Raw genomic sequence first — 16684 nt, forward strand, 5'->3', positions numbered from 1 at the left:
ACGAGCCACGGATGGCGCCGGTACCCGTCCGGCGGATCGCGGCCGTGATCAGCGCGGGGCGAGACGGTGCACGACAATGCCGGATTTGAAGGTGGTCGTCCCGAGCAGGTCGAGGTGGGCGACGTCGGCGTAGCCGTCGAAGAGTCGCTCACCCGTGCCGGCGACGGCGGGGAAGATCCAGAAGTGGTACTCGTCAACGAGTTTCGCGTCGAGCAGCGCGTGTGACAGCGACCCGGTGCCGAACTTGAGAATGTTCCCGCCGTCCTGGTCCTTGAGCTCCCGCACCGCGTCGACGACCTCGCCCTGCAGGATGGTGGCGTTCCAGGTGGCGTCCTGCTGGGTGAGGGTGCGCGACGCGACGTATTTGGGCAGTGCGTTGATCCGGGCCACGTACGGATCATCGGCGGGACGGGTGGGCCACACCTGCGCGAATCCCTCATACGTTTCGCGGCCGAGCAGCAGCGCGTCGGAGGCGAACAGCAACTCGGACCCATACTCGCTGTGCTCGTCATCCCAGTACTGCGCTCCCCACACGTGCGGGTCGCTGACAACTCCGTCGGTGGTGACGAAAGTGGATTCGATGATCTTGCGCATGGGCAGCCCTTCGAGTGTGCGTGATTGTGCACCCAGCATCGCGATTCGAAAGCCACTCCAACAAGGCGTATTTCAGCAACACACCGCTAAGTGACGCTCAACGGATTCGTCGTATTCCCAGACTGCGCGTGCCCTGCGCGGCGAAATTCGATACAGTTTGTCTCGTATCTCTGAAACAATCTGTCTCATAAGGAGGGCTGTGCGACCACCGGATCCACGCGTCGTACGCAGTCGTGACACCGCACTCACATCGGCGCGCGAGTTGCTGATCGAGCAGGGGCTGGCCGGACTGACCCACGGCGCCGTCGCCGCGCGCAGCGGAATCAGCCGGGCCACGCTCTACCGGCTCTGGCCCGAGGTGCCGGATCTGGTGCGCGACACCGTGATCCAGCACATCGCGGTGTCGCAGCCGGAGTGGACCGGCGATCTGCGCGCGGACCTGCGGACCGCCCTCGCGACGACCCGGGCGATGCTGCACGAACCGAGCGTCGAGCAGGGGATGCGGGTGATCGTCGAACGCGCCGGCGTCGACCCGAAGTTCGCCGAGGTCAAAGGGGTGCTGTATCGGTCGGGCACCGGGCCCGCCCGCGCGATCCTCGCCGCCGCGCTCGCCCGCGCCGAACTACCGTCCGGCCTCGATGTCGACCTCGCCGTCGATCAGCTGCACGGCCCGCTCTTCTTCCGGAAGCTGATCGCCAATCGCACTTTCGATCTCGACTACGTGGACGCGGTCGTCGACGACTTCCTACGCGGATACACCTCGAAACCCTGACCCAGCAAGGGATTACACATCATGACCGCACCAACCTCCACCCGGCCGTCGGCCCCGAGAATCGTCGCCACGATCGTCGCGGTCGTCACCGCGCTCGGCGCGGTGCTCGCCGACCTGGTGATCCCCGCGAGCGCCGCCCAGCACCTGCACAACGACGCGTGGCCGCCGCACGCGAAATTCCACGACGCGCAGTACATCGCCATGACGGTGCTCCTGAGCGTGATCGCGCTGGGACTGCTGTGGCGTCGCGGCAACGACCCTCGCTCTCACCTGTGGCCGGCCTGCGCGATCCTGTCCACTCCCTGGCTCGCCCTCCTGAGCGCGCCCCTCTTCCCGGGCACCGCGGTCACGGATCCAGGGTTCGACAACCCCACGGTCCTGGGCCTGCACCCCCAGGTGTTCCTGGCCCTGGTCCTGCTGATCCTGCTCGCGATCGCCGTCCTGCTCAGCGTACGCACGGAACGGCGCTGACGGGCCTGGGTCACATACCTCGACGCCACGGCGAACGGCTGTATTCGACGTCACCAGACCACGTCGGCGATCGACGGGCAACCCTCGCGATCAGCCGATTATGTCGCCGTTCGAGCCTGCCGGACACCCGCATGAACGCTAACCGTAACTTGACAGAAAACCGGCAGCAAAACTTGCACTGGATCATGAATATGTCGGCGACAGTCGACTGATCGCGAGCGTGAGCGATATTCCATTCGGAAGGAGCGTTCCCCGTGCGGGTGATCAACGAGGCCGACAAGGTAGCCCCCGAACCTCAGGGGCCCGTCGTAGCGGTGTGGCCGGACCCCAGCCCCCTGAGCCAGTGGTGGGACACGATCATGGACGGCGACCCGGCCGCGGGCAGCCGATAGGCCCACACGACGGCGACTAACGGTCGCAGTCCGACTCCTTTGTCACGGGCGGTCCGGACACCTGGCAGCTGAACAGGCGTCCGGACCGTCCCGGGTCCGGACAGCGGCGACCCGCGTGGCGCCGGCGCGATGCGGGACCGAGTACGACGACGGGAGTCTGAGGCTCGCCGCCGCACCCTGCGGGGGTGCACCACCGGCGCTGGTACGCGAGTCACCTTGTACCACTTGCTGTCCGGACATTTCGAAGCTAACGCATTCGGGCGTCCGCCCGGGTGGCGTTGACCCCCGCGAGGGCCAAGTCGGCACGCGAAGTCGGTGACATGACACAAACTGGTCGCTTGAGGTAAAGCCGACGAGATGCATAGGCGTCGCGGGGGCCTTCAGGGGTGCTCGAACGAGCTCACACCTTCAAGAAGGTGAGCAGGTCGTTGTTGAAGCGCTCCTTGTCCCCGGGCACCATGGCGATGCCGTGCGAACCACCCTCGTACACGATCAGGGTGGCGTCGGGAATGATCTCGACGCCCTTGCGGGCCGTCGCGTCGATGGGCACGACCTGGTCGTCGTCGCCGTGAATGAGCAGCGTGGGGACGTCGAACTTCTTCAGATCGTCGGTGAAGTCGGTGTACGCGAACGCGTCCACGCACGCCACACCCGCCTGAATGCTCTCCTGCATCGCCATCAGCCAGAACGCGTCCTTGTTGCCCTTCGTGGCCTTCGTCCCCGAACGGTTCGCGCTGAAGAACCCCACGGCGGTCTCCTGCCAGAACTGCGACCGCTCGGTAATGATTCCGCTCTTGATCTGGTCGAACACGGCCTCGGGCACGCCCTCCGGGTTCTGCGGCGTCTGGACCATGAGCGGCGGAATCGCGGACAGCAACACCGCGGTGCGGATCCGGTCGGTGCCGTGCCGTCCGATGTACCGCGACAGCTCGCCGCCGCCCATCGAATGGGCCACCAGGGTCACGTCCCGGACATCGAGATGCTCGAGCAGGTCGCGCAGATCGTCGGCGAAGGTGTCGAAGTCGTAGCCGGTCCACGGCTGGTCCGAACGCCCGTGTCCGCGCCGGTCGTGGGCGATCCCCCGAAATCCGTGGTCGGCCACCCATTTCATCTGGTCTTCCCAGGCGTCCGCGTTCAGCGGCCAGCCGTGGATGAAGACGACCGGGCGACCCGCTCCCCAATCCTTGTAGTGGATACCGACTCCGTCACGCGTCGTACACACAGGCATGGGTCCTCCTGATACCGAGATTCGGTCATGGATGGTCATTGCGAGATGTGCCCAACGCTAGGAGCGGATACGCGTCCGAACAACGTGTTGATCAACACCGTTACCGAATGGCAAACGGGCGGTGTCACCTGTCTGGCACCGCCTGCCGAACCCGTCGGCTCCGAGCTACGCACGGAAATCGTGAGGATCGTCGCTGGGGCGGGAGCTCAACGCGGAGGTCTGAGCGCTCATGCAAGGATGACGACCATGACCGGCCCCACCCCACAACGTCCACAATCGTTGCGCCACTTGCCGATCGCGGTGGTGGTGTGCGCTCTCCTCGGTGTGGCTTTGCTGGTGACGATCGTCTTGGTATCGGTCCTGGACTCGGATGATCCAGCCCGGGCTGCTACACCCACTTCTCCGGCCACCGGTACCTCCAGCTCGGCACCGCAGGACGACGTCGACCGGTTGAACCGGGTCAGCGTGGAGAGGGGCGTCGGCAAGGTCTTGCGCGACAGCTACGGCATCTCCGACGTGGGCGAAGTGAGCTGCCCCAAGGCGATGATCGTGACGGTTGGCGCGGAGTACACCTGCACGACCACCGTCGGCGGGGAACCGAAATCGGTCACCGTCCGTGTCACCCGCGCAGATGGCACGTACGAGGTCGGTCGGCCGCGCTGAACCGATTCTGCGCGGGTCAGCGCCGCAGGGCGATGCTGGAGGCTCACACGGGTCGGATCAGGCGCCGAACGGTCGCGGCCACCGTTTGCGTCGCACCCCAGCCCTCGGCGGGAGCGTGGTGATCGACGGTGAAGCCGTTGTCCGACAACGGATTCCACCGAATGGCAGGATGCAAAGCCGGGCTAGCGGGCAGCCCATGCTCGCTGAACCCGCGTGGCACAGTCGGTTTCAGCGGTTCCGCCACCGCCCGGGTGCGAGCCCCGACTCGCAAACAGCACGTCACGAGGGCGCGTCAACGTCGGCGTAGCGAAGCACAGCCCACTCACGCGCTTGTTAAGTTACCCGCAATTCTCCTACCGTCAAGCGGAGAACACTCACACCAGCGGCTTGCCCGCGGCGCGGCGCCGACGCATGTCGCGCAGGTACGCGTCGAGTGGATACAGCCGCCAGTGCTCGGGCAGGCGCAGCATGACGCGTCCGACCGTGCGCATGGCGATCTCGAAAACCCGCTGCCGGCGCGGACTCCAGCTCAGGCCCAGCTCGTCCCGGAAGTACTGTGGCAGAAACCCGGTGGTGAAGAAGCGATTCAGGCCGCGAAACGCCGTGCGCCGCACCGGACCGTAGGGTCCGAGGTCGATCACCTGGTCCAGCAGATACCGCTTGACCTCCGGATCGAAGGACAGCTCGGGCACCTTGGCGTCCCAGTACGCCGCGAAGGCGGCCCGATCGGCCGGCCACTGCTCGGGTCGCATCTGCAGCGTGGTGCCGAACCGGCTCGAATGCCGATACAGGGTGTCGGCGAAGTCGTCGTCGAGCGGGCCGTACAGCAGCGTCAGCGCGTCGGCGACGCCCCGATAGATGCAGGCGGCCACCCAGAGCTGCAGGTTCGGGTCGAAAGCGTTGTAGGAGACCGCACTTCCCGGTCGGGACCGGACGTGCCGGTGCGAGGTGTTCGTCGCGGCACGGTAGGCGGCGCGGTCCTCGTCGGTGCCGAGTATCGCGACCGCGAGGTAGGTCAGCGTGGTGCGTCCGCGCTTGGCGGGGCGCAGCGCGTAACTGCCGCTGGCCACCGTGCTTTCCACGACGCCGCGGCCGACCGGCGGCAGGCTCAGCTGCATGACGACGTTGGCGGGCCCGCCGAGCAGAGCGCCCGCGCCCGCTATATAGGGGCGCGCGTCATCGGCGGCGACGGGTACGGGGGAGTTCTCGATCGGTAGCGCCATCACAACCCTGCGAGTCGATGAGTCATTTGATGATCAATTCTCTCAGAGCGCCCGGGGTGAGGCAATGCGGAACGCTCGATCCGGACAAATTATGTGAATGAAGATTCTCATAGTGCGCTACGCTTCGGGCGATGGGTGGCGGCCCCGCGCGGATGCGCCGGGGCCCCGGCGAGCGGAGGGCCGATGGGAATCACGAGGCAATCACCACGTCAGGTGCTGCGCACCCTGACCGACTCGGCCGCGGCCCTGGGGGTGCTGAACAAACGCGGCATGCTCGAACTGCGCGACCCCCGCGAGATCGTGCGCTCGCTGCGCGACGCGGACATCTTCGGCCCCTTCGTCACCGTCCTGAACCACTCCGTGCGGCGAAATCCGCACTCGGTGGCCATCATCGACGAGCGCGGGCCGCTGACCTTCGCCCAGCTCGACAGGCAGGCCGACGCCTTGGCGGCGGGACTGTCGGCCGCGGGCCTGCGCCCGGGCGAGGTGGTGGGCACGCTGTGCCGCGACCATCGCGGCATGGTGCTGTCCCTGCTGGCCGCCGGCCGGCTCGGCGCACGCGTGGTGCTGATGAACACCGGCTTCGCCAAGCCGCAGTTCGCCGACGTGGTGGCACGCGAGCGGGTCGCGATGGTCCTGCACGACAGCGAGTTCCTCGATCTGCTCTCCGCCATCCCGGTGGCGATTCCGCGCGTGCTGACCTGGGTCGACGCCGACGACAAGGTCGACCGCCGCGCGGTCACCGCCGACGTGCTGATCGCGAGTCACGACGGCGGTTCGGTACCGGCGCCCGAGCGCCCCGGCGGCATCGTGATCTTGACCAGCGGCACCACGGGCACTCCCAAAGGCGCTCCGCGCGACAAGGTTTCACCGCTGCAGTCCGCGCAGTTCCTCGACCGGGTGCCGTTGCCGCGCGAGAGCACCTTCGTGATGGCCGCGCCGATCTTCCACGGCACCGGGCTGTCCCAGCTGACACTGGGCTGGGGCCTGGGCAACGGAATCGTGTTCCAGCAGCGCAGGTTCGACGCGCGCCGGACCCTGGCCAATATCGCCGAATATCGCGCCACGGCACTGATTCTGGTGCCGACGATGCTGCAGCGCATCGTCGATCTCGGGCCCGAGGTGCTCGCCGAGTACGACACCTCCTCGCTGCGGGTGATCTTCGCCGCGGGATCGTCGGTCTCACCGGATCTGAGTCGCCGCACGGCCGAGGCGTTCGGTGACGTGCTGTACAACCTGTACGCCTCGACCGAGGTCGCGGTCGCCGCGGTGGCCACACCCGAGGACCTGCGCGCCGCCCCGGGGACGGTGGGCCGCCCGCCCGTCGGCTGCCGCGTGGCCCTGTACGACGAGAACCGCAGGAAGATCGAGGAACCGGGCGTGATCGGGACGATCTTCGTCTCCAGCGGACTGAGTTTCGCGGGTTACACCGACGGACGGCACAAGGAGATCGTCGACGGCCTGCTGTGCAGCGGCGACATCGGTCATTTCGACGCCGACGGGCGGTTGTTCATCGACGGCCGCGACGACGACATGATCGTCTCCGGCGGTGAGAACGTCTACCCGCTGGAGGTGGAGAACCTGCTCGCCGCCCGGCCGGACGTGTTCGAGGCCGCGGTGATCGGCGTCGACGACCGCGACTTCGGAAAGCGGTTGCGCGCCTTCGTCGTCCGCGCCCCCGAGGCCGCCACGACCGAGCAGGAGATCAAGGACTACGTGAAGTCCAACCTCGCCCGCCACAAGGTGCCGCGCGAGGTGGTGTTCATCGACGAACTCCCGCGCAACGCCACCGGAAAGCTGGTGCGGGCGCGGCTGGACGCGACCACGGACTGACAGCACGGTACTCGCACGGCCACGACCGGACACGCAACCGCCGTTCGACACTTCTATCCAGAACCGCGACCGCCGTATTGGATGAAGTGTCCTACCGGTCCGGAGCGACGCACATCACACTTCCCGGAATGTCGGATGTCGAGGCGGCTGCGCAGGCCGGAGTCATCGAGCGGGCCGCGCTCTCGTGGAAATCGCTGCGGGCGAGGCGGAATGACCGGCCCGGGGCGCTGACGGGCGGACGGTTCGGGGTGCGGGCGCGGCTGCTCACGATCGTGCTCGTGCCCAGTCTGACCCTGCTGGGCGCCGGGGTCGGGGCCGCCGGGTATCTGATCGTGGCGGGCCGGGACGCGCGGCAGTGGGCCGAATTGGCCAGTGCCACCCTGGGTCCGGCGGTGCGGATGGTGCAGGCTTTCCAGGAGGAGCGTCGGCTCTCGGTGCTGCACATCGGCGGCGACGAGTCGGTCGCGGCGTACCTGACCACCGCGCGTCAGCGCTCGGACGACACGTTGCTCGAGGTCCGGCAGAAGGGGGTCGACGCGGCGCGGATGCGCGCCGACTTCGCCACCGACATCGACGGATACGACCGGCTGTACGAGCAATTGCCGGGGCTGCGGACCGCCGTGGACCGCCGCGAGATGGCTCCGCGACCGGTCGTGGCGGTGTTCGGGTCCATCATCGACGTGATCATGTCCGCCACGCTCCTGGCCGGGCGCGCGGCCCCGTCCTCGGATGTGGCCACCGAGCTGTCCAAGGGCCTGGGCCCGTTGCGCGCGAGCGAGGCGCTCTCGCGCGCGGGCGCCCTGGCGTCGGTGTTCGACACGCTCAGCGTCGAGCACTTCGTCGAATTCAGCAACGAGGTCGGTGAGCTGCGCGCCGAAATGAGCTTCGCCACCGGCATTCTGGCCGGACCCCGGCTCGCGCAGCTCAACGAAATGCTGAACGGCGAGGAATGGGGCAAGGTGGTCGCGTTCCACAACGAGCTGCTCGCGCGCGGCGCGAAACCCGCGACCGGCGACAAGCCCGGCTCCGCGTCGCCCGCCGACGACGGGAGCGACGCGCTGGCCGCCGGCATGCGGATCCAGACCAAGCTGGTGGCCCTGTGGGAGGGGCAGACACGCGACGCGCAGGACATCGCGGTGCGCAATGCCGATCGCACGCAGCGCAATTCACTGCTGGGCGGGCTCGCGGCGATGAGCGTGGCGATCCTGGGCTTCCTGGTCGTGCTGCAGCTGGCCAACCGGTTGATCGCCCGCATGCACCGGCTGCGCGTGCAGACCCTGGAGCTGGCCGATCATCATCTGCCCCAGGCGATGCGCAGCGTCGAGCAGGATCCGTCGGTGCGCACCGACACGCACGCGCAACAGCTGGACTTCGGCACCGACGAGATCGGACAGGTCGCCGACGCGTTCAATCGCGCGCACGCCGCCGCGGTCGACGCGGTGTTCGCCGAGGCCAAGCTGCGGGCCGGGGTCAGTTCGGTGTTCGTCAACATCGCCCAGCGCAGTCAGGTCATCGTGCACAAGCAGCTCGAGATCCTCGACGCCGCGGAGCAGCGCGAGGAGAGTCCCGATCGCCTGGACCTGCTGTTCCGGCTGGATCATCTGGCCACCCGCGCCCGCCGCAACGCCGAGAACCTGATCATTCTCGGCGGCGGCACCCCGGGACGCCGCTGGCGAAAGCCGGTGCCGCTGATCGACATCGCCCGCAGCGCGGTCGCCGAGAGCGTGGACTATCGCCGGATCACCGTGGCCAAGATGCCCGATGTGCACCTGGGCGGGGCGATGGTGGCCGACCTGATCCACATCCTGGCCGAGCTCATGGACAACGCCACCGCGTTCTCCCCGCCCGAATCGCGGGTCGAGGTGACCGGCCGGGTCGTCGGCAAGGGCGCGGTGATCGAGATCGTCGACCAGGGCCTGGGCATCCCCGACGCGGAAGTGGAGGTGCACAACGCGCTACTGGCCCAGCCGCCGAGCTTCAGCCTCGAAACCCTGGTCGACGATGGCAGATTGGGACTGTTCGTGATCGCGACGGTCGCGGCACGGCACCGGATTTCGGTGCGGCTGCGGGAGTCTCCGTTCGGCGGTGTCCGCGCCATCGTGCTGATCCCGACGCAGCTGATGGGTTCGGGCGCGCCGGAGGAGGAAGCCGCGGGGTATCGGCCGCACGCGGCGCTCGGGTCGCCGCAAGGAAGTTACCAACGGTTCTGATCGAGAAGGCGAAACGACAGAGCGGCATTGTCCGTCGCGCCAATTAAGTAGGTAGCCAACGGCCACATCAGAGAAGTATTGGCGAACAGCTCGACCGACACGGCACATTATGTTGCTGATCATTCCGCGCAGTGTGTAGATTGAGACCAGCTCGTCGGCCACCCCGCACCGCGCAGCACCAGGGGTGACCATCGAGCTGTCGAGGGGCGAAGCGCACCGATCCGCGAACGATCGCGCCGCGCCGTCCCGACCGGCGCGTGATGCCCGATTTTGCCGCCCCTTATCGGGCGTCACGCGCCCGGGTCCGTTCAGTGTGCTGTTGCCCGACCCGCCTCGCGTCCGGGCCACTATCGGGGCGGGCTCGACAGCGTTGCGACGAACACGTTCGCTCATGCCGCCCAACAGGTTCCGGTGTCGGTCGCCCACCCTGCGGCATACGCGATCAGCAGAAACCGGGGAAACCCATGGGGTCGCCGGGCTGCATCTTCGAGCCGGTTACGAGGCAACGCAGCAACCACGCCGGCGTATTCGCCAGATTGGTCGATCCGGATGACGAGGCCGTGGCCAGCGGGTCGAGCAGAGCCGAGCCACTGTTCGCCCCGACCGGCTCCAGCTCCACCGGCGCGGCCGAGGAGATGGCGGGTGCGCTGCCGATGGCCAAGGAAATCCCCGCCACCGCAATCATTTTCATAGTGAAGCCGCTCATGTCACCAATTTCCGATTCGATTCGATCACTACTGCCCACCGGACAGTAACCGAGCAGTCCGCGTCCGGAATGCCACCAATTCAGGGGGCCGCAGCAGTCGATCAGCAACACTCCTGGCTCCGGCGCAACAGCAGGCGGGTCGATCGGCACCATGGCGGGCCGCTCGCTGCGTACGTGGCCGTCGGCTCGCGCATCGGCCATTCGTCGGGGCGTACGAAAACCACGGCTGTTCTCGCTCTAACCGGAGAGTAGCGGCCGAAAACATGGTGTGATGGCATGCGCCTTCAGTAGTGTTGCTGGGCACTGCGCGAAACCACCTGTTGCACTATCGGATCGGCCTGCGGGAATCATGACCACATCGACCATCACCGAGGCGGGGACGGCCTGGCTGCGCCGCCTGGTGCCCGACCTGCTCGACCACACCCGGCTCGAAACCATCGTCGACTACACCGACGAGCACATTCTGCGGGACGTGCCCGAGATCGACACCAAGGTGCTGCGCGCGAATCTGCACGCGAGCTCGGCCGCCCTGGGACGCACCATGCTGCCCGGGCTCATCACCGGGATCACCCCGAACGAGCTACCCGACGAAGCACACGTGCTGGCCGAGTCGCTGTCGTACGCCGGCCTGGATCTGCGTATCCTGCTGCGGATCTACCGTTCCGGGCAGCAGGCCATGATTCGAGCCCTGTCCGATCAGATCAAACGGTCCGCGCTCGAGCCGGTGGTGGCGGGGGAGCTGGTCATGCATTCGGCGGCCTGTGTCGCCGATTGGGCGGGCACCTCGATCGAGACGCTCAGCGGGGTGTTCGCCGCGCCGCGGGACACCGATCCCGCGGGGAGTTTCGCCCGGCGCCGGGTCACGGTGCGCGCGATCGTGGCCGGTGCGCCCATCGATCCGGTGGTGGCCCAGCATCGGCTCGGCTACGTGCTGGACGATTCGCACCTGGCGTTCGTGCTGTGGCTCGACGACGACGCTCCCGGCACGATCGCCGACCTCGAGCGCACCGCCCAGCGGCTGGCCGCGCACCTGGACGCCCGCGGCTGCTTCACCCTGGCCTGCGGCCAACGGGTGCTGTGGGCCTGGGCGCGCACCTCCCGCCACGCGACCGTCGAGGTGTCGCGCATCGCGGCCGAGGGCCCGGTGCGCGCCGCCTTCGGACTCGCCGCGCCGGGCATCGCCGGGTTCCGGCGCAGTCACCTCGAAGCCCTTGCCGCACAGCGCATGCTGCGCGTCGCCGCGCGCCCGGGTCATATCGTGCTGTACGACTCGATCGAGCTCGAGTACCTGGTCGGCCAGAACACCGAGGCGATGCGCACGTTCGTCGAACGCGAACTCGACGGCCTGCTGGGCGGCGATCCCGCCGCGGTTCGCCTGCGCGAGACCCTGAGCTGCTACCTGGAGTCGATGTGCAGCATCGAATCGACCTCCAGGGAGTTGGGCGTGCATCGCAATACGGTGCGCTACCGCCTCGAGCAGATCGAGCAGCTGCTCGGGCATCCGCTGGACAGCCGGCGGCTCGAGCTCGAGGTCGCGCTCAGATGCGCCGCCTCACTGGGTGATTGATCGTCCGGTGTCCGCGGCACGCCGTCGCCGGGCTGTCGGCGTCTCGCCGGTCCAGCGCACGAACGCGCGCCGGAACTCGCGCGGATCCTGGTAGCCGACCTCCTCGGCGATCCGCGTGACCGGCAGGTTCGTGCGCTCCAGCAGGAACTCCGCCCTGCGGCGGCGCACCCGTCCGCGCAACTCCTCGAAGCGATGCCCGTGCGCGGCCAATCGGCGGCGCAGGCTCCGCTCGGTGGTGTACATCCGCTCGGCGACCTGCGTCATCGACAGCGGGCGCCGGATCGTCTCGGCGAGTAGCGATTCCACCGCCGCGACTACATCGGATCCACCTGCTTCCGGGCTCACGCGCCGACCGCATGTCGCTGCGGTTTGCTGGACACCGCGCGGCACCGCGCATACGTCGACGGCCGCACCTATCGCCGATACCTCACCCGGGTGGCTCGTGCCACCGGGTGGCAGGACCTCACGCCGGGCATGCTCGCTCCGGGCCTCGCGCACGACGCCGGGCCCCGGGAGCGGAGCGCCCGGCGTCGCGGCGCGGTCGTCGGCGCGTGGATTCACGGGGCGGGGCGGGGCTCGAGCATGGGTACCAGGAAATCGCGGGCCAGCATCGCCAGTTGTTCGTCGTCCTCGATGTCGACGACCTGGCTGGGGATCGCCAGGAACGAGGCGCAGATTCGGACCATCACCTCGGCGACGAGTTCGATGCGCAGGTCGGGGGAGACGGTGCCGGCGCGCTGCTCCTGGCGCAGCTGCAGCACGACGAACTCTCGGACCATCGCGACCGCGCGCCCACCGTCGCCGATGAGCGAGGCGATGAACTGGTCGGGTTCGGCGGCGATCATGGTGCCTATCAACGGGTTTCCACGGAATGTGCGCAGTGAGCTGACGAATCCCTGCACGACGCGCTCGCCCGGGGATTTCGCCTCGGCGATGTCGACGAGGAACTGGTCGAAGTAGCGGCGGAACTCGCGCAGGATGACCTGCTCGACCAGATCGTCCTTGGTGAGGAATCGCCGGTAGACCGTGATGCGTGAGACCCCCGCCTGTTTGGCGACGTCCTCCATGGTCGAACGCTGAATGCCCCAGCGCTGGAAGCGTTCGTCGGCCGCGTCCAGGATGCGGGCGCGGACCGGATCGGAGTCGTCGGCGGGCTCGTTCGCCTGCACCGCGGCCAGATACGCGCGTTCGAGCAGCGATTTCGGCGACGTGGCCGTCGTAACGGGTTGCTCGGATTCCACCGATGTCCTCCTGCGACAGCTCGTTTCGCGCCGACTACTTCGGCTGGGTCGCCAGCGAGTTCCCGCGGTGCAATCGCGTGGCATCTTGCACATCGTCGATGATACGTATCGGCGTTAACTGTTTCTTTCGCGGGCACGGACACATCGCGACGCGGACGGGGCCGGCGCGGCACATGCGGTGCGCTCGCCGGCCCCGGGCCTCGGAGGCGGAGCCGTCTCAGCGGTTGGTCATCGGGATCTCGATGCTGATCGGCATGCGCAGCTCGGCCAGGTACCACATGGCGAACTGGCGCAGGAACTCGTCGAACATCCAGTAGGGGATGTCGACCACGGGCGCGATGTTCAGCGCGCCTTCACGGACCGCCACGAACGGACCCCACGCCACCTCCAGCAGCGGGCTCCAGACGGGTTCGCGCGGGATCCGGAGCCAGTCGGCGATCTTGTCGCCCATGACGTAGCGGGTGAAGGCGCCCAGGATGCCGCGGCTGAGCAGGCTCAGGTCGAGGTTCGCGCCGAGGTTGAGCAGCTGATCGGCGAGGTTGATGCCTTCGGCGGTCGGCGCGAGCACCGGGTCGAGCACCTGCTGGGCCTGGGATTCGGCCTGCGCCCAGGAGGCGGGGATGTACTCGTCCCGGATGCCGATGAGGTGACCCGCGAGCTGCCAACTGTGCAGGTAGCCATCGGATTCGGCGGCCGGGATACGGACCTGCCAGGCGGTGAGGGTGCGCATGATGGTGGTGGCCAGGCTGTGCCAGGTGACCATGAGGTCGTCCTGGCTGATCGGGGTGACACCGGCCGGCCAGTAGGGCGACTGCGGCAGCAGATTGCGCACGGCCGCGTGAATGATCCGGGTCTTCACGCACGTCACGATCATTTCGCCGTCATTGCTGTAGGCGTTGACGGTGCCGATGTCGTACCCGAATTTCGCGGTCTTGGCGATGCGGTCCTTCAGGTGCGAGCCGCCGCGCGAGTAGTAGACCGCCAGGGCCTCGTGCGGAATGACCGTGGACATCATGCCGCTGGCGAAGGCGTAGAGGACGCCGAGGTAGAGACCGCGCTTCTTGTTGAACTCGAACGAGCTCGCGAGCTTGCCGTGATCTGCCCAGGACGGCAGTTGCCGGGCGTGCTCGATGAAGGACGCGAACTCCTTGGGCAGCCCGGCGGGCAGGGGCTGGCCGTTGTGGGTCCATTGGGCCAGCAACTGATTCACGCGGGGAACGTCTTCGTTGTTCATCACCGTGCGCAGCACCGAATCGGCGTCCGGGTCGAACAGCGTCAGCGGGTCCGCGCCGCCGCCGCTACCGACGATCGAGTCGTTCGGGGACCACGTCCACGGTTCCGCTCGCGCGGTTCGCCCGACGAGCGCCATGGCGCCGACCGCGCCCAAGAGCCCGCCGCCCGCCCGTAGTGCGTCGCGCCTGTCGAGTTGGTGTGCACCCATGCCATTCCCTCTTCATTGAGTCTTTGATACAAAGACACGCGATGCGTATCAATGTATCTTCACTACAGCACACCGTGACTGCCATCACAACCGTCGGATTTGGACACCTGCTCGGCAAGATCTCCCGCAAGCGACCGGCAACAGCCGCGACCAACCGGGTTCGAGCACAAGCGTTTCCGTCGAATTGCCGATAGCTGTCACACCGAGAACGACACGAAGGACCGTGAGATGAACCTGTGGGTTGTCATTCAGAATCTGCTCAACCAGCTCGATCTGGGCTCGTCCGGGAGCAGTGGGCCGAGGTACTGATCGGCGATCCGCGCCGCACGCACGCAAGGCGCTCGGGCACCGGATGGTATGTCTGGTCCGAGCGTTTTGCGGTGCCCGGTAAGTGAGCGACCACGACCTCGAGGAGATTCGCCCATGACAAGTCGAACCAAAGCCGCCGCGGCAGCGGCAATCCTGGCCACGGCCGGAGCGGTCGCGGCCGCCGCGCCGGCGAGCGCCGAACCATCGCGGCCCACAGTCGTTCTGGTGCACGGCGCGTTCGCCGATGCCACCAGCTGGGACGGCGTCGCGGCCGCGTTGCGCGCCGACGGGTACCCGGTGGTGGTGCCCGACAATCCCTTACGCGGACCCGCCTCCGACGCCGCGGTCATCGAGCGGACCCTCGCCGGCATCGACGGGCCCATCGTGTTGGTCGGGCACTCCTACGGTGGCGCGGTCATCACCAATGTCGATGATCCCGACGTGAAATCGCTGGTCTACATCGCCGCTTTCGGCCCGCAGCAGTACGAGCCGGGCGCGTTCGCGATCAACCCCCTGCAATTCCCCGGCAGCCGCCTGCTGCCCCCGGCCCTGGCCGTCAAGCCCTCCGAATCGGGCCTGGACGGGTACGTCGAGCCGGCGTACTTCCACGACCTGTTCGCCCAGGACGTGAGTTCCGAGACCGCCACGACCATGATCGCCCACCAGAAGTCGGCCGCGCTGATCGCCAACGTCGAACCGAGCGGGCCGCCCGCCTGGGCGAAAACCCCGAGCTGGTACCTGGTCTCGACCCAGGACCGGGTGATTCCGCCCGCCGCCCAGCGGTACATGGCGCAGCGCATGGGCGCGCGCACCAGCGAGGTCGACGCCTCGCACGCCTCGCTCGTCTCGCAGCCGGGCGCGGTGGCCGCCGTCATCGAGGAGGCCGCCGGGTAGCTCGTCGGCGCAGCCGTCCCGGAGCACGGTCACCCGATAGTCACGGTCGGCCGCGTCGTAGCAGGTCGCGGCCACCATGGCGCTGGTCGCGACGCCGGCGATCGCGAGGGTGGCGACGCGGTGCGCCCGCAGCACGAGGTCGAGGTCCGTGCCCGCGAAGGCGCCCACGATGCGCTGTGGGTCCGGGATGCCGGCGGACGAAGTTCCCGCCCGTAATGTCGAGGCCGTGGAGGATGTCTCACGATCGGAACACGGATCATCGGGGCCGGACGGCGTCGTCCCGGTCTACAGCGTCGCCAAGATCTTCACCACCGCCGCGGCGCTACTGCTGTTCGAGGAGTCCGATCGGATCGGATCACTGACCGCGGTCCCGCCCCGGCTCGCGGACATCACCGTCGGGGACCTGCTCACCCACCGTTCCGGGCTGGGTGACTACGGAGGGTGGCCGGACTACGCCGACGCGGTCGCCGCGCGGGAAACTCCCTGGCCCGCAGAACTTCTGCTCGACCGCGTCGCGCTGCACCCGCCGGGGTCGTTCCGCTACTCCAACATCGGCTACTACCTGATTCGGCGGGCACTCGAAAACGCACGTGGTGGGCGATTTTTCGACGTGATCGACGAACTCGTGCTGACACCACTGGAGATTGCGGCGTTCCCCTTCGCGGACCGGACCGACTGGGAGCGATGCGTGACCTCCACCGTGCCCGAGATCCAGCGCTACGACCCGGGCTGGGTCTACACGGGAACCTTTGCCGCCACGGCGGATTCGGCCGCTCGGGGCCTGGCGCGTTTGATGTCCGGCGAGCTCGGGGGCGTCGGGGTCCGCATGGCACGCACCCATCCCGTGACCGCGCCCGGTCACCCCTGGACCACACCCGGATACGGCTCGGGAGTGATGACCGACGGGCGGCCGCCCGCGATCGTGGGTCACGGCGGCGACGGGCCCGGATTCACGGTGTTCGTCGCGGCCACGGCTGACGGGCGGCATGCGCACGGGGTCGCGGTGCCCGCCGAGGTCGGCTCGACCGGTCTGGCGGGCGAATGCCTCGCGGCGTTGCGAGAATCTCGCGAACCGTGACGGCACGCCATGTCACGATCGAATGCGACCGGCCCGCTGCGGGATTGCTCGCAGCGGGCCGG

General features: G+C 68.0%; 16 protein-coding genes and 1 pseudogene. 9 read left to right on the forward strand and 8 right to left on the reverse strand.

Annotation, left to right across the window (positions count from 1 at the left end; translation table 11 throughout):
* Window positions 1-48 precede the first annotated feature (48 nt).
* Complete coding sequence (locus ACWDOP_RS02870) at window positions 49-594, reverse strand: dihydrofolate reductase family protein (protein WP_456343628.1); 546 nt, start codon at window positions 592-594, stop codon at window positions 49-51.
* Window positions 595-793: 199 nt separating this feature from the next.
* Between ACWDOP_RS02870 and ACWDOP_RS02875 the strand changes: the two genes are divergently transcribed.
* The 3 genes from ACWDOP_RS02875 (at window position 794) to ACWDOP_RS02885 (ending at window position 2229) form a co-directional block, all read left to right on the forward strand.
* Window positions 794-1366 carry a TetR/AcrR family transcriptional regulator gene (locus tag ACWDOP_RS02875; protein WP_456343629.1) on the forward strand — a complete coding sequence of 191 codons (573 nt, stop codon included), beginning with the start codon at window positions 794-796 and terminating at the stop codon, window positions 1364-1366.
* A gap of 21 nt (window positions 1367-1387) precedes the next feature.
* A complete protein-coding gene (locus tag ACWDOP_RS02880; RefSeq protein ID WP_456343630.1) occupies window positions 1388-1837 on the forward strand; it encodes a DUF6640 family protein in 450 nt (149 codons plus the stop codon).
* A gap of 254 nt (window positions 1838-2091) precedes the next feature.
* Window positions 2092-2229 (forward strand): hypothetical protein, encoded by a 138-nt coding sequence (locus tag ACWDOP_RS02885; protein ID WP_456343631.1) that lies wholly within the window; start codon window positions 2092-2094, stop codon window positions 2227-2229.
* Window positions 2230-2629: 400 nt separating this feature from the next.
* On the opposite strand, the gene ACWDOP_RS02890 is transcribed toward ACWDOP_RS02885, so the two are convergent.
* Entirely contained in the window at window positions 2630-3457 is an 828-nt protein-coding gene (locus ACWDOP_RS02890; protein WP_454206861.1) for an alpha/beta fold hydrolase, read from the reverse strand.
* 246 nt (window positions 3458-3703) lie between these two features.
* Between ACWDOP_RS02890 and ACWDOP_RS02895 the strand changes: the two genes are divergently transcribed.
* Window positions 3704-4120 (forward strand): DUF4333 domain-containing protein, encoded by a 417-nt coding sequence (locus ACWDOP_RS02895; protein WP_456343632.1) that lies wholly within the window; start codon window positions 3704-3706, stop codon window positions 4118-4120.
* A 374-nt stretch (window positions 4121-4494) separates the two neighbouring features.
* Here ACWDOP_RS02895 and ACWDOP_RS02900 read toward each other — a convergent pair whose 3' ends face one another.
* Window positions 4495-5343, reverse strand: a complete 849-nt coding sequence (locus ACWDOP_RS02900) for an oxygenase MpaB family protein (RefSeq protein ID WP_456343633.1) — start codon at window positions 5341-5343, stop codon at window positions 4495-4497.
* 183 nt (window positions 5344-5526) lie between these two features.
* Here ACWDOP_RS02900 and ACWDOP_RS02905 point away from each other — a divergent pair, with 183 nt between their 5' ends.
* A complete protein-coding gene (locus ACWDOP_RS02905; protein ID WP_456343634.1) occupies window positions 5527-7176 on the forward strand; it encodes an acyl-CoA synthetase in 1650 nt (549 codons plus the stop codon).
* Window positions 7177-7304: 128 nt separating this feature from the next.
* The gene (locus ACWDOP_RS02910) at window positions 7305-9386 is read left to right on the forward strand and encodes a sensor histidine kinase (RefSeq protein WP_456343635.1); all 2082 of its coding nucleotides are present in this window, start codon (window positions 7305-7307) and stop codon (window positions 9384-9386) included.
* A 442-nt stretch (window positions 9387-9828) separates the two neighbouring features.
* On the opposite strand, the gene ACWDOP_RS02915 is transcribed toward ACWDOP_RS02910, so the two are convergent.
* Window positions 9829-10293, reverse strand: a complete 465-nt coding sequence (locus ACWDOP_RS02915) for a hypothetical protein (RefSeq protein WP_456343636.1) — start codon at window positions 10291-10293, stop codon at window positions 9829-9831.
* Between the two features lie 148 nt (window positions 10294-10441).
* Here ACWDOP_RS02915 and ACWDOP_RS02920 point away from each other — a divergent pair, with 148 nt between their 5' ends.
* Window positions 10442-11659, forward strand: coding sequence for a PucR family transcriptional regulator (locus tag ACWDOP_RS02920; protein ID WP_456343637.1), 1218 nt, complete (start codon window positions 10442-10444; stop codon window positions 11657-11659).
* Here ACWDOP_RS02920 and ACWDOP_RS02925 read toward each other — a convergent pair.
* From ACWDOP_RS02925 to ACWDOP_RS02935, 3 genes are all read right to left on the reverse strand, one after another.
* Window positions 11645-12004, reverse strand: a complete 360-nt coding sequence (locus ACWDOP_RS02925) for a helix-turn-helix domain-containing protein (protein WP_456343638.1) — start codon at window positions 12002-12004, stop codon at window positions 11645-11647. The two genes, ACWDOP_RS02920 and ACWDOP_RS02925, sit on opposite strands and share 15 nt — an antisense overlap.
* A gap of 212 nt (window positions 12005-12216) precedes the next feature.
* A complete protein-coding gene (locus tag ACWDOP_RS02930) occupies window positions 12217-12900 on the reverse strand; it encodes a TetR/AcrR family transcriptional regulator (RefSeq protein ID WP_456343639.1) in 684 nt (227 codons plus the stop codon).
* A gap of 217 nt (window positions 12901-13117) precedes the next feature.
* Complete coding sequence (locus tag ACWDOP_RS02935; RefSeq protein ID WP_456343640.1) at window positions 13118-14341, reverse strand: oxygenase MpaB family protein; 1224 nt, start codon at window positions 14339-14341, stop codon at window positions 13118-13120.
* Between the two features lie 423 nt (window positions 14342-14764).
* Between ACWDOP_RS02935 and ACWDOP_RS02940 the strand changes: the two genes are divergently transcribed.
* Complete coding sequence (locus ACWDOP_RS02940; RefSeq protein ID WP_456343641.1) at window positions 14765-15544, forward strand: alpha/beta fold hydrolase; 780 nt, start codon at window positions 14765-14767, stop codon at window positions 15542-15544.
* Window positions 15545-15559: 15 nt separating this feature from the next.
* Here ACWDOP_RS02940 and ACWDOP_RS02945 read toward each other — a convergent pair.
* Window positions 15560-15712 (reverse strand): annotated as a pseudogene (locus tag ACWDOP_RS02945) (cysteine hydrolase family protein); the annotation flags it as partial.
* Window positions 15713-15770: 58 nt separating this feature from the next.
* Here ACWDOP_RS02945 and ACWDOP_RS02950 point away from each other — a divergent pair.
* Window positions 15771-16622: a serine hydrolase domain-containing protein gene (locus tag ACWDOP_RS02950; RefSeq protein ID WP_456343642.1), complete on the forward strand. Its 852-nt coding sequence runs from the start codon at window positions 15771-15773 to the stop codon at window positions 16620-16622.
* Window positions 16623-16684: the final 62 nt, after the last annotated feature.

This window comes from Nocardia sp. NPDC003693, from assembly GCF_053981095.1.